Annotated in this window: 10 protein-coding genes and 1 pseudogene; 9 read left to right on the forward strand and 2 right to left on the reverse strand. The window is 44.8% G+C overall.

Annotated features, from left to right (window positions below):
• The first annotated feature begins 16 nt into the window (after positions 1-16).
• Together FRZ06_00350 and buk are read left to right on the forward strand one after the other, a co-directional pair.
• Positions 17-1,060: a phosphate acetyltransferase gene (locus tag FRZ06_00350; protein ID QOX61913.1), complete on the forward strand. Its 1,044-nt coding sequence runs from the start codon at positions 17-19 to the stop codon at positions 1,058-1,060.
• A complete protein-coding gene (gene buk, locus FRZ06_00355) occupies positions 1,057-2,154 on the forward strand; it encodes a butyrate kinase (protein ID QOX61914.1) in 1,098 nt (365 codons plus the stop codon). Before FRZ06_00350 ends, buk begins: the two co-directional genes overlap by 4 nt.
• Before the next feature lie 4 nt (positions 2,155-2,158).
• Here the strand turns inward: buk and FRZ06_00360 are convergent, their stop codons facing one another.
• A complete protein-coding gene (locus FRZ06_00360) occupies positions 2,159-3,697 on the reverse strand; it encodes a hypothetical protein (GenBank protein ID QOX61915.1) in 1,539 nt (512 codons plus the stop codon).
• A gap of 292 nt (positions 3,698-3,989) precedes the next feature.
• On the opposite strand from FRZ06_00360, the gene FRZ06_00365 reads away from it, so the two are divergent.
• The 7 genes from FRZ06_00365 (at position 3,990) to FRZ06_00395 (ending at position 13,467) form a co-directional block, all read left to right on the forward strand.
• On the forward strand, positions 3,990-4,943 hold the full coding sequence (locus FRZ06_00365; GenBank protein ID QOX61916.1) for a flavodoxin family protein: 954 nt from the start codon (positions 3,990-3,992) through the stop codon (positions 4,941-4,943).
• 21 nt (positions 4,944-4,964) lie between these two features.
• Entirely contained in the window at positions 4,965-7,055 is a 2,091-nt protein-coding gene (locus tag FRZ06_00370; protein ID QOX61917.1) for a 2Fe-2S iron-sulfur cluster binding domain-containing protein, read from the forward strand.
• Positions 7,055-7,726, forward strand: a complete 672-nt coding sequence (locus tag FRZ06_00375) for a 4Fe-4S dicluster domain-containing protein (protein ID QOX61918.1) — start codon at positions 7,055-7,057, stop codon at positions 7,724-7,726. Before FRZ06_00370 ends, FRZ06_00375 begins: the two co-directional genes overlap by 1 nt.
• 16 nt (positions 7,727-7,742) lie before the next feature.
• The gene (locus FRZ06_00380) at positions 7,743-9,212 is read left to right on the forward strand and encodes an FAD-dependent oxidoreductase (GenBank protein QOX61919.1); all 1,470 of its coding nucleotides are present in this window, start codon (positions 7,743-7,745) and stop codon (positions 9,210-9,212) included.
• Positions 9,213-9,218: 6 nt separating this feature from the next.
• Positions 9,219-10,511, forward strand: coding sequence for an OFA family MFS transporter (locus FRZ06_00385; GenBank protein QOX61920.1), 1,293 nt, complete (start codon positions 9,219-9,221; stop codon positions 10,509-10,511).
• Between the two features lie 242 nt (positions 10,512-10,753).
• On the forward strand, positions 10,754-12,010 hold the full coding sequence (locus FRZ06_00390) for an MFS transporter (protein ID QOX61921.1): 1,257 nt from the start codon (positions 10,754-10,756) through the stop codon (positions 12,008-12,010).
• A 182-nt stretch (positions 12,011-12,192) separates the two neighbouring features.
• The gene (locus tag FRZ06_00395) at positions 12,193-13,467 is read left to right on the forward strand and encodes a 4Fe-4S dicluster domain-containing protein (GenBank protein ID QOX65772.1); all 1,275 of its coding nucleotides are present in this window, start codon (positions 12,193-12,195) and stop codon (positions 13,465-13,467) included.
• Positions 13,468-13,592: 125 nt separating this feature from the next.
• On the opposite strand, the pseudogene FRZ06_00400 reads toward FRZ06_00395, so the two are convergent.
• A pseudogene (locus FRZ06_00400) lies at positions 13,593-13,820 on the reverse strand (MATE family efflux transporter).
• Positions 13,821-13,833 lie beyond the last annotated feature (13 nt).

The raw sequence follows: 13,833 nt of genomic DNA on the forward strand, positions 1-13,833 counted from the left end.
GAAAGGAAAGAAATCTGTGAATGAGTTTATTGAAAAAATGATACTTCGAGCAAAAGAAAATCCGCAGCGAATTGCTTTTCCGGAGTCGGAGAATGCGGAGGTACTTCTTACCGCAGAGCAGGTCGTGAAAACTGGTATCGGTTACCCTCTCATGATTGGCGACAGGGAAAAAATCGAAGCTTTGGCAGCAGAGCATGGCGTATCAACAAAGGGATTTGATTTCTTTGACAATACCATTGATGAAATAAGAATGGATCTGGCAAAGGAATACTGCTTCAAGTTCGAAGATTTTAATGAGAAAACAGTGATTCGGAAAACCAAGGACACGGTTCGCTGCGGAATGTTTCTTCTTAAGCTTCAAAAGGCCGATTGTGTTGCAGCTGGAAAGGAGTATTCAACCGGAGAAGTCGTATTAGAGGCGATGAATATTGTCGGCCTCATCGACGGAGTGGACAGCCCTTCCAGTATCGGTCTCGCCGATGTACCTGGGTTTGACGGACCGGAGGGACAGATGTTTGGCGTAGCAGATTGCGCGATTACAGCACAGCCTGACGCCAGAGACCTTGCAGGAATTGCAATTTCATCTGCGGATACGGTCCATAAACTGCTGGGATGGGAGCCAAGAATTGCGATGCTATCCTTTTCAACCTGCGGAAGTGCGGAACATGAGAGCATTGATGTGATCCGCGAAGCACTGAACATCATTAGAGAGAAAAGGCCAGATATAAAATGCGACGGAGAGTTTCAACTGGACTCAGCGCTTATTCCGTCAGTTGCAGCAAAAAAGGTGCCCAGACAGAGCGAAGTTGCAGGGAGAGCCAATGTTTTGGTGTTTCCCAATCTGCATGCGGGAAATATTGGCGTAAAGCTGATTCAGATATTCGGGCATGCAAATGCGTATGGTCCAATCTTGCAGGGCTTCAGACAACCAGTATGCGACTTTTCTCGCAGTGCTCCGGTGGCCGAGATGTTTGGAAACGTTGCTATGCTGGTAATCAGAGCTGCTGCGGACAAAGGTCTAAGGATGAATCACATGAATATTAAGGGGGAATTACAATGAAAATATTTACCATCAATCCCGGATCAACCTCTACAAAAATTGCATTATTTGATGATGAGGTGTGCCTATTCACAAAGAATGTCAAGCACGAATCAGCTGATCTGGAGCGGTTTGCAAGTTTACCCGATCAGATTCCTTACCGGGAGCAGATCATCCTTAACTTGCTGGAACAGGAAAATATATCATTAAAAGACTGCAAAATATTTGTTGGGCGCGGCGGGGGGTTATTCTCCATGGAAGGGGGAGTCTATGAAGTGAACGACCTGATGCTCGATCATGCGAGGAACAATGCAAACGGAGTAGCACATCCGGCGAATCTCGGAAGCCTACTTGCGGATCAATTCAGCAGGATAGGTGGGGGCCGCGCTTTTGTAGTGAATCCGCCGGACGTAGATGAGTATCAGGAGATATCAAGAGTTACCGGAATAAAGGGGATTAACCGCGCTAGTCATATTCATGCACTGAACCACAAAGAGACCGCTTTGCGTCATGCCAAATCCATTCAAAAAAAATATGAGGAATGCAATTTTATTGTGGGTCATATCGGCGGAGGAATATCCATTGCAGCGCATAAAAAGGGCAGAATGATCGACGGGAACGACATCGTAGCAGGCGAAGGTCCTATGGCACCAACACGTGCAGGATCAGTTCCTGCAGACCAGTTGATCAGGCTGTGCTTCAGTGGAAACTTTACCGAAAAGGAATTGCTTGAAAAATGTACAAAATCGGGGGGATTTGTAGATCATCTCGGCACTTCCGATGCTCTAGAAGTATTTGATAGAGCGGAGAATGGAGATCAGCACGCGCGCCTGCTCTGGGATGCATTGATTTATCAGATCGTCAAGCAGATCGGTGCCATGGCGGCAGCTCTTCACGGTGAAGTTGATGCAATCCTGCTAAGCGGAGGGATGGTGTATAATAAAAGCCTTGTGGAAAATATCTCTGAGGCTTGCACTTTCATTGCACCGGTCCAGGCTTATCCCGGCGAATTTGAGATGCAGGCAATGGCTGCTGGGGCTATGCGTGTAATGAAGGGAACGGAGACGGCAAAGGTCTATACTGGCGTACCTGTATGGACAGAATCTCGACTGTGAAGTTCTATAAATCAATGGGATGAAACAATCCCAAGTATTGTAATGTCCTGAACGAAAACATATACACGTAATTGGTTTCCCCGTCGGTCAACTCATTATTCATGAAGTTTTTGATGAGTCCCAGCCTATAGTAGAGTGTATTCTTATGAATTCTAAGTTTCCTAGAAGCGAGTATTCCATCGCCGAAACAGTTCAGATAAACGGATAAGGTCTGCGCTAGGTCTGACTGATTTTTTTCATCATATTTTATTAGGTTTATGATATCGGGAGAGCAAAACTCCAATAAATCGCAATGGGCGGTCATGATATCCAATAATTTTAACTGGGCAATGTGTTCATAAAACACATAATAGCGGTAGCATGGGTCAGTCATTTTTTGATAATAACTGAGTGCCGTCAATGCCTGGTTAAGATGCTTGTGTACATCCGACAGTTCCGTAAAAGCATTGCTGATACCGATTTGAAGATTGTAATTGGCATGAAGTTCTTTTAAACGGGGCAGTACCTTGTTCTCTAAGTGAGAGGCATTTGTTATCAGCAGGATGAGCTTTTCCGATTGTATTGTATATAGATCCTCCGGGAAATAAGCGTCTATGAGCGTTGTCAATTCATTAAAAACCGTGTAGTTTGGGTTTGCGGAGAATGATATTACAACAAAACACATGTTATGAAGACGGTTAAACCCCAAGGAACCCAACTGCCGTTCCAACATGATCGGCGGATAATTGGGGGTATTGATCACATCGTTTAACAGCAACGACGAACTCCGGCCATGGGACTGGGAATAGAGGTGGTTACTTCCCAGTTCATGCGTCACAACGTTTATCAGTGCACAGAAAAAATTCCTGTCATTTTCGTCAAACAGCTTATCTTTTTCGAAAAGCATCATAGTGCCGACAATGTATCCATTAACAATGATATTAGACGCCAACATATTGTACAGCGAAAAAGCTTGCTTGATCATTGTCGGCATGAGATTATCTTTTAACACGTATTGGAGCTCTTTAAACCTCTGACCAAAATTTTCGATGTTGCTTTGGGAAAAACAGTCGAGCATCGAGTCATTCGCCGGAGCGTTTGCTATGGCTTTACTGCTTGAATCCAGCAATATAATCGGGTTTTGAAACACGCTGTACGCTGCGTTAAAAATCGAATGAATGCCATGCTTGTGAAAAAAAGAATCTGTAATACCACAAGTCCCTTCCATTAGTTTATATTTTTCAGCCAGGATTTCGTTGATTCGATTTACAACAGATGTAAAGCAATTTGGCCGTTTGACAACAATAAAATTTATGAAGTAATCAGGATCCTGTATCATTTCTATTTTTTTGACAGTGAAAATCAAGAATGTATACGTCTTTTTCGCCTTGAAATACTTATAAGGAAGAACAGGATCAAATAATACATAGATGATGTCCGACCGGATGATTTTTTGATCGATATAGAATTCAACTCCACTGAGCATTACATCCGGATTGTTCAATTCAACAGCAACATTTGATTCTGGAAAATTTAAACAGCTAATCATTTTCTTCAATTCCATTTTGCTCCTCCTGAAGAACCATCTGCGATGAAGTCTCTGGCGTCTGAGCCTATCTTAACTGCAAGTAAAGCTGCTGTCAATAAGGATTCATCATTAAAAAACATGAAATATGGGTTTGCCAACAGTCAGATTGTCATGAGAAAATTCTTATTGGGCTTTTGCACAATATGGGAGCCTAACTTTGAGAAATCGCCCGTTGAATCGTTCCTGATCCGGATGATATAAATAACATTGTGAATGAATCAGCCAGAATACGATTCATAGAATCTATGCTTTACAGGAGAGGATTTATATGGCAGAAAAAAAGATTGTGGCGTTTAGCGCAGGCAGAAAATACGGGAACACCGAAATCTATATCAAAACGGCATTGATAGAGGCGCAGAATATGGGAGTTGATGTGGAGTTAATCCGCTTAAATGATTGTAATCTGCAGCCTTGCAAGGCGTGTCCCAACATGCCGTGTATGGCGAAAGGCCCTGCGGGCTGCATCTTAAAGGACGATGCAGAGTGGCTTCTCAATAAATTTTTAGAAAGTGACGGATATCTTTTAGGCGCCCCGGTTTGGAGTCTTTCTCCATGTGGAGTGGTGACAGACTTCAGAGACAGAATCTTCGGTCCCAAAATGGACGTTGCAGGTTGGGCGTTGTCCGGCGGTGCGCCGGAATGGATACGGGGGAGAATACAACACAGGCCGGGAGCCCTGATCTCGGTAGGAGGAGCCCTGACGGAAAACTGGACCTCTCTAGGATTGGCGACACTGTATACCACCACTTTTTCCGCTCAGATCAATGTTATTGATCATCTCAATGTACATGCAGTAGCTGATCCGGGTGAAGCGCTGACCCGAAAGGACTATCTGCAGCGAGCTAAATATTTGGGACAAAATCTGGCGTACGCAGTGCAGAACCCGCAGATTGATTGGACGAAGAGATTCCTGGGAGAAACATCAGAAGACGAGGCATGCCCTGGTTGTCAAAATAGTCTTCTGCTTGCAAAGCCTGGAAGAGATTATGTGGAATGTGCGATATGCGGAAGAAAAGGCCTTATCGCAATTGAAAATGGCAAGCTGAAATTTGATTGGCCGGAAGATCATGGAGATCGGTTGACTGTTGCGGGTAAATTCAAACACATGCGTGAGATCCAATATCATACACGTGAGATTTTTGAACCTCTTAAGGATAGTGTAAAGGAAGATTATGCAGCGTTGAAAAGGAATAATGACTTCGTTGTTAAACCACTGGACTAGCATCATAAGAGAGGTATCGAAATGACTCAGATAACAATAACCATTGATGGACGAAAAGTCGCGGCAGAGGCAGGAGAAACGATACTGGAGGCTTCTTTGAGACAAGGGATCTACATTCCAAATCTTTGCCACCATCCCGACTTGAAGCCGATGGGCGCATGCAGGTTATGTCTGGTCGAAATTGAGGGAAGGAAATCATTGGTTGCGTCATGCAGTACGGAGGCGGAAGACGGAATGGTAATCCGCACAAAAACTGAACGGGCAGAGCGTCTAAGGCGTCTGAGCATGGAATTAATTTTGACAGAACATCCGGAGGACTGTTCGACTTGCTGGCGATATGGAAGCTGTCCGATGCAATCCTTACTTCAGTTTTTGTCGATGTCAACAGGCAGGATGAGAAATCACCATTTGAATTATAAGAAAGACACTGGAAATCCTTTGTTTATTCGGGATATGAGCAGGTGTATCAAGTGTGGCCGATGTGTCAGAATGTGTAAAGAAATCAGGGGCTCCAAGGCGCTGGATTTTATCAAGTGCGACAATGGTGAACTCGAAGTAAAAAATGTATGGAGCCAGACAGAGCTGGATCAATGCAAATATTGCACCGCATGCGTGGAGGTATGTCCAACGGGTGCTTTACGCGACAAAGAAGAGACATTCAAATTTCCTGAGCAGTATAAACAAAAGAAATATGCTTCATGTCGATGGGGCTGCCCTGCTCAGACAGATGTTCCGCGTTATGTTCGCTACGTTAAAGAAGGAAAATACGAGGAGGCATTGCGTGTAATACGTGAGAAATTGCCGATCCCGAGGATTTTGGGTTATCTTTGTGAGCATCCGTGCGAGGATAGCTGCAGGAGGGGATCCATAAGCCAGGGAGATCAGATTGCCATCAGGGAGCTGAAACGACTTGCGGTGGAGGAATCAGGTGACAGCTGGAAAGCGGATAGCAAGATAAGAAAGGAAACGGGATTGCGTGTAGCTGTTGTCGGGGCAGGACCTGGAGGTTTGACGGCAGCATATTACCTTCGGCATCAGGGACATCAGGTGACAATCTTTGAAATGCTTCCGGAGGCAGGAGGAATGGTAAGATACGGGGTTCCCGAATACAGAATTCCGAGAGAAGTTGTCCGGAAAGAAGTAGAGGACATTCAGTCATTTGAGATTGATATCAAGACCAATACAAAAATCAGCAGCATTCAAGAGCTTAAAAATCAGGGTTATGATGCGGTATTGCTAGCCGTAGGTACGCATCAGGGAGTAAAGCTCCCATTAAAAGGGAGCGAACTTCAGGGGGTACTCGTTAACCTTGAATTTCTGAAAGCGGATCGTCTGGATCATGCAATCATACCCGGAAAAAAAGTTGTTGTGCTTGGTGGCGGAAACGTAGCTTTTGATTGTGCCGGATTGGCATTGCGTTTAGGAGCAGAAACGGTATCGATTGCTTGTCTTGAATCAAGAGATGAGATGACTGCAAGCAAGGAGGAAATAGAAAACGGAGAAGCAGAGGGTGTTGTTTTGCTTCCGTCAAGCTCCTTTAAGGAGATTATAGGCGAAAATGGCGCGGTAACCGGAATGAGGCTTGCGGAAGTCGAATCATTTTGTTTTGACGAAGAGAGAAAAGCTACGATCAAAATAAAAGCAGATTCGGAGTTTACGATTCCATGCGACACGGTGATTTTCGGAGTCGGACAGAAACCTGAGGGTATGGAAGCCTTTGGCCTTGATCTTGTTCGCGGCGGTTATCTGAAAACAGATTCTGATCATGCATGTTCTGAAGAAGGGGTTTTTGCCGTCGGAGATGCGGTCACAGGCACCAGAACAATTATACAGGCCGTTGCGGAAGCTAGAAGGGCCGTTGCATCGATCGACAGATACCTTGGCGGGGATGGAGACATCGACGAAACTTTGATTCCGATGGAGAAACCAAATGGTTCCATCGGAGAAGAACCCGGATTCGGGTTGCTGAAACGAGAAAAAACGATTGAGCCCTTCACAGAAAGTCAGGCTGGATGTGAGGCGAGCCGCTGCTTGCAGTGTGACCTAAGAGAGCTGATCGGCCATGTTCCGCTCTATTCGGACTATGATATGGAAGGCGGAGAGAAAGCTTGATGGAGAACAGCATATTTTTCGGATATGAAGCGATGCGGGAAAAAGCAGGTGAACGATATATCGATGAATTCCTGCATCAGGCATCCATGAAATTGCAGTGCGGGCGAGACTCAGAGAAAGACTTCTGCATTGTAGCTTATATGAAACAATTGATAGGCGAGTTACAAGGGATAAGCTGCGGAAAGTGCACCTTATGCAGACTTTCCTTAAATCAGCTGAAGCTAATTTTCGATGATGCGGTCTCTGGCGAGGGTAAATCGGATGATATCAGTATGATAAGGCTGTTATGCGAAGCGTTGGAATACGGAACTGATTGTGAGTTTGGCAAAAAAGCCGCTGCATTCATCGAGTGTACTGCGAACGAGAATCTCACGGAGATTGAGGAACATATCGTGCAGAGAACCTGCAGGGCAATGGTATGCGGAGGAGGCATAACGTATCATATTTTGGGCGTTGCTTGCCGTGGCTGCGGAGCGTGCCTTGATGCTTGTACTGAACAAGCGATCAACGGAAAACCAGGATATATCCATATGATTGATAACGATGCGTGTATCAAATGTGGAACGTGCTTAGAAGTGTGCCCTAATCATGCAATCGAGAGCGCTGGGGCCGTCAAGCCGAAGTGTCCGGATCGATTGACCAAAGTGGGACATTTTAGAAATAGAAAATAAAAGTGAGGAGGAGAAAATGACCAGCATTCAGACAGAACTGGCGATTGTTGCCGCAGGCCCGGCGGGACTGGCAGCGGCGATTACTGCGGCAGAAAGGGACATTGAAGTAGTAGTTTTTGAAAAAGCATCCGTTGCGGGAGGAACTGCCAATATGGGGATGGGACCTTTGGGAGTGGAGAGCCGCCTGCAGAAGGAATTGTTGATTGGCATTACAAAAGAAGAAGCGTTTCAAATTATGATGGAGCATACACACTGGAACGTGGATGCAAGATTGGTTCGTGAGTATTTATGGAAATCAGGTGAGACGATAGACTGGCTTGAGGATATGGGCGTTACGTTTGACAGGCCAACAAAATACTATCCCGGAGCCGATGAAACATGGCATGTTGTAAAGCCGGAAGACGGAGGAATCCCCGGACCCAGGGCAGCTTCTGCTATGACAAAAGTTATGTATCAACAAGCGAAGAAACTGGGCGTCCAGTTTCATTTCGAAACACCGGTTAAGTCGCTGATAAAAGATGACAGCGGTAGAATAACGGGTTTCAAGGCAGAAGCGGCTAACGGTGAGATCTATGAAGTTGAGGCAAAGGCAGTGCTTGTAGCCTGTGGCGGATTCGGGAACAACCCGGAAATGATCCGTGAATATACCGGACATGTTGATGGAAAGGATATGTATGGTTTCAGGATACCGGGAATTGACGGTGATGGATTGAAAATGGTGTGGAATGCCGGCGGTGGGAAAAGTCATATGGAAATGGAGCGAATTCTGGGAAATGAGATACCAAATGTAGGATGCTTTACCAGCAAGCTTATTTTTTCGCAGGCTAGCGCCTTAATTATCAATCGTCAGGGATACCGTATTATAAATGAAGAGGAAATCAAAAACGGGGCTGTAGCTGCAAACAGCATTTCCAGACAATATAAAAGGGATGCATTCCAAATCATTGATGACAGCATTATCAAACATTTTAAAAGGAATGGACCTGATTTTCCAAGCACAGTTTTCCGCAGTGATTTCACCAAACTGTTCTATGATGAAATCGACGATATGATCGAACAGTATCCCGAAGCGGTATTCAAGGCAGATACCATCGAGCAGCTGGCGGAAAAACTGGGTATTAACATGGATACGCTCATAAATACCATTGAGGAGTATAATGAGGGTTGTGAAAAAGGCTATGATGACGTCATGGGCAAAAACCGTAAGTATCTGCATCCGCTGATCGGGAGGACGTTTTATGCACAGCGCATCTCCTCCAGTGCTTACGGCTCACTGGGCGGCGTTAGGACCAATCACAAACTGGAAGTACTGACAGATGAATTTGAAACAATCCCCGGGTTATATGCGGCGGGTACAGATGTATGTGACCTTTATGCAGGCACCTATTGTTACAGACTTGGGGGGAATACCATGGGCTTTGCGATTAATAGCGGAAGAATTGCGGCAGATGCTGCGGTGGATTATATCTTTGATTCGATAGAATAATTGAGGATGGTGGAAAAAATGAATAAGGTCGAAACTGGGTTTGGTAAAAAAGGTTGGATACTAATCATTTATTGTCTCATTACTTTCTATGTTTGTACAGCTTTTAAAGATACTATGAATGTCGCTGTATATACCTTTCAGGAAAAATACGGCTGGAGTCAGACGCTGCTTCTCTCTCTTGCATCCATCGGTTCTTATGTGACCTGTATCGTCATTTACATACTCGGAATACTGAATGCAACAGGTAAGCTGAAATTAAGGAATGTTGCTTTGATTACAGGGCTTATCTATGCCTGTACAATTTCATTATGGGGGCTGATCCATAGTCTGGGGATTTTTATTGTAAATTATATTGTCATGACGGTAGGATATACGGTCTGGTCCCAATATGCAAACAACTCCATCTGTGCAAACTGGTTCCCCAAAAAAAGCGGCGCGGTATTAGGCTGGACGACAATCGGGTTTCCTCTTGCTGCTGCAACCAATGCCTTACTATTTATGACGCTAATGAAGCACATGACGTTTGAAAAGGTTTACTTACTGTTTGGGATTCTTACCTTGTTCGTATGTATTTGGGGATATTTCGGCTTTAGGGATTACCCCGAAGAGATGGGGTACCATCCGGATAATGACACTTCGATGACACAGGATAAGATAAAGGAATTTCTTGAACAGGAAGATGGAATCTCCAAAAGCAGCATTTGGACAACATCAAGGATGCTTGCGACAAAAGAAACCTGGTTTATCTCAATCAGTAATGGAGTGATGCTGCTTTTGGCTAGCGGTTCGATGGGTCAAATGGTTGTACGTTTCGTTTCCGGAGGCATGGAACTGGAGATGGCAATTAAGATGATGACGGTCGTTGGCATTTTTGCAATGGTCGGAAGCTGGGCTTTTGGAAAATATGATTATCGGGCCGGAGTAAAAAAAGCGGTTTTGCTTGGAATTGTGATGATGTTTGTGGCTTGCGGCCTTTATTCCATTAACTCCTTTGTACCGATGGTGGTTGGGGCGGCAATCATCGGTGCGGGATTAGGCGGATCATCTAACTTTGTTGTTTCCTGTACCTCCTATTACTGGAAACGTAAGAATTTCAAAAAAGCCTATGGTACGATACTGACAATTACTACTGTGATTGGAAGCGCCGGAGCTCTTGTGGTTGCAAATCTTGCAAATGTTTTTAATTATTCGGTAGCATATTGGTTATTAATGGTTTTGGCGGCAATCGCCTTCCTGTGTATGCTTTTCGTAAAAGAAGGCTTCGTGGAACGCTATGAAGAGCAATTAAGTAAAATCTGATTTTACGAAAGATCGGGAGGCTGCTTTCCAGGAAATCCTCCCGATCTTCGTATCTGAATACCCCAATATAAAAAAAGAAAGAAAAATTAACATTCTCTCTTCAAATGTTCAAATAAGACATAATGTCACAAAGTGTTCTGTTTTTCGAACCAGAAAAGGCTTACACTTGCATTGAAATCTAATTCCGAAGGAGTTGGGTTTGCTATTACTAGATTTATTTTTATAATGGGGGAGAAGAAGGAATGGAAAAACAAGCAAGAAAAGGCTTTGGCAAAGGGTGGGTTTTAATCTTATATGCTTTTTTGGCATATTTTACAGCAACAGCAGTGGGAAGTGCAATGAATGTCGCTGCCGGTACTTTATCGGATCTGCGAGGATGGAGCAGCACCTTATTGACCAGCTTTATTTCGCTGGGGTGCATCGCAAATATTGTTGCAGGATTTGTGTTCGGACGTTTATCGATCAATCACTCGGCGAAAAAATTAAGCATACTTTGCAGTATTGTTTATATCGCAGCGTTGCTTGGCCTTGGCTTAACTTCACAAATATGGATTTTTGCAGCTTGCCTTATCATAGCCAACGGCATTTCCAGCGCGCTGGGATATCAATTGTCACCTGTTATCATATCGAAGTGGTTCCCTAAAAGAAAAGGGATGATCATGGGGATTGTTACCATGGGTATTCCTTTCTGTGCAGGTGTAGCTTCATTGATCTATCATGCAGGCTATTCAAGATTTGGCGCTGTGGGTGGATTTTCTGGTTTTATCGTCGTTGCCGCTGCTGCAGGGATCATATTAGCACTCTTCATTACCGACGATCCGGCGAAGGTCGGATACATTCCTGACAATGGCGTTGCTGCGGTAAGTAAAGCTGATAAAGTCATAAATAAAAACAGCATTTGGACAACAGGAAAACTATTAAAAACGCCGCAAGTTTGGATTCATGGTATCGCATTGGGACTTCAACTGACTTTTGCAAGCGGATTAATGGTACAGCTGATCCCAAGACTGCTGGAACTCGGTTATAATATCAACACTGCTGCAACCATGATGATTGCATCAGGGTTACTGGCATGTGTCGGCAGTTACCTCTGCGGTTTGATCGACCAGAAGGTTGGAGCGCGCAGAGCTGCCTATACATCATATATCTTTGGAGCAGTGGCGATGTTTACAAATTTGACCGGCACCGCAGTTGGGGTTTGGATTTCTCTAGTCTGCATCGGTATGGTTGTCGGAGGTGCGGCAAACTGGCCGGCATCTCTTTGTATTGAATTGTTTGGGGAGGATTTTGCAAACGGCTATGGTGTAATTCAGCCTATCATTCAATTAGTCGGCGCCGCGGGGCCAGCATTTTTTGCACTGATCGCAGGAGCGACAGGAGGCTACCGGATTCCTTATCTGGCTGGTGCAGGGCTTATGATTGCAGGCTTGCTCATGTTTGCATTATTGGCCAAATCCGATTTCGTAAAAAAGGAAGAAGCCAAATATATGAATGCGTAAAATTTTTGGTTCACTTAAGATAAGAACAGGCTATGACTGAGGAGCCCGGAGGAATTCTGAGGCTCCTTTTCCTTATGCTGTTCATTAAGTACAGGGACTTTTCCTGCATGACTGTAGACAAATCGGGAGAGGAACTGTATAGTAAAATCTATAAATTACCAATGAACAAGAAAGGTACAACCATGGGACATATTACAAGTAAGGACGCCTATAAAAATCTTGAAGAGAGAATCAACTGGTTCACCCAGGGAGCTCCGCCATCGGACAGCCTGTATAAAATATTGCAAGTTCTCTATACAGAGCCGGAAGCCAAGCGGGTCGCGTTATTGCCGGTTCGTCCGTTTACTGCGAAAAAAGCAGCAAAAATTTGGAAGATCAGCGAAGGAAAAGCGGAATCCTTTCTGGAGCATCTTTGTGAGAAGGCGCTCCAGGTGGATTCGTATTATAACGGAGTACGTCAGTTTGTGATGCCGCCGCCCATGGCAGGCTTTATCGAATTTGCATTGATGCGCACAAGAGGCGACATTGATCAGAAATATTTAAGCGAATTATATTTTCAATACATGAATGTGGAAGAAGATTTTGTGAAAGATCTATTTTTTGCAACTGAGACCCATCTCGGGCGGGTTTACGTGCAGGAGCCAGTCCTTACGAATGAAAACACCATCCATATTTTGGACTATGAAAGAGCAAGTCATATTATTGAGGAAGCAGACTATATTGGGCTTGGAACCTGCTATTGCAGGCATAAGATGCTGCATGCAGGCCATCCCTGCGAAATCGATGCACCTTTGGATGTTTGCCTCACTCTGGGAAATGTGGCCCGTTCCCTTGCAGAAAATGGGCAGCATGCAAGATTAATCGATAAGAATGAGGCAATGGATGTGTTAGAACGTTCCTTTGCGTCGAACCTGGTACAGATCGGCGAGAATGTTCGTGAGGCTCCGGCATTCATTTGCAATTGCTGCGGATGCTGCTGCGAAGCCTTGCAGGCAGCAAGAAAATTCAGCCCGATGCAGCCGGTGGCAACCACAAACTATATCCCTAAGATCTCCCATGAATGTGTGGGGTGCGGCAAATGTGAAAAGGTATGTCCGGTTTTGGCTATTTCAATGCAAGACAGCAGAGACGGAAAGCGGCTTGCTCAGGTGGATCATCAGGTATGCCTTGGCTGTGGTGTCTGTGTGCGGAGTTGTCCGAAAAAGACTATTATGCTTGTGAGAAGAGAGATCCAGGTCATTACGCCGGTGAATAGTACCCATCGGTTTGTATTACAGGCCATCGAGAAAGGCACGCTCCAAAATCTCATCTTTGATAACCAGGCTTTCGCAAATCACCGTGCTATGGCGGCAGTCCTTGGCGTTATTTTGAAATTGCCGCCACTCAAGCAGATGCTTGCCAGTAAACAGTTTCAATCCATATATTTGGATCAATTGCTGTCAGATAAAAGGGGCTGATCTTCTTGCGCAGGTGTGTCAAGATCAATCAAAGTGGGTTGCTTTTCATTTTCCCGCCTGTTAAGATGACCTACTGCTGATCTCAAGGCAAAAATGGCGATGAGGCTGGAAATCAGATCAGAAAGAGCAGCGGCGCCGATTCCTACCAACGAACTAACTGCAGACAGCAGCATCATAAATGGCAAACTCAGCCCGATACCGGTCATGGCAAGGCCGCCAATTCTGCCGACAAAGATTCTGTCTACCAGATTGTATAGGGAATTTACGATCATGCCACCAATGGCTGGCAGGGAAAATTGGAGCAAAAGCTTACCCACCGGCATTGTGACCAGCTTGTCTTTATTTGTATTCATCATTTATTTCTCC

The sequence above is a fragment of the Clostridiales bacterium genome (assembly GCA_015243575.1).
Lineage (GTDB): Bacteria > Bacillota > Clostridia > Peptostreptococcales > Anaerovoracaceae > Anoxybacterium > Anoxybacterium hadale.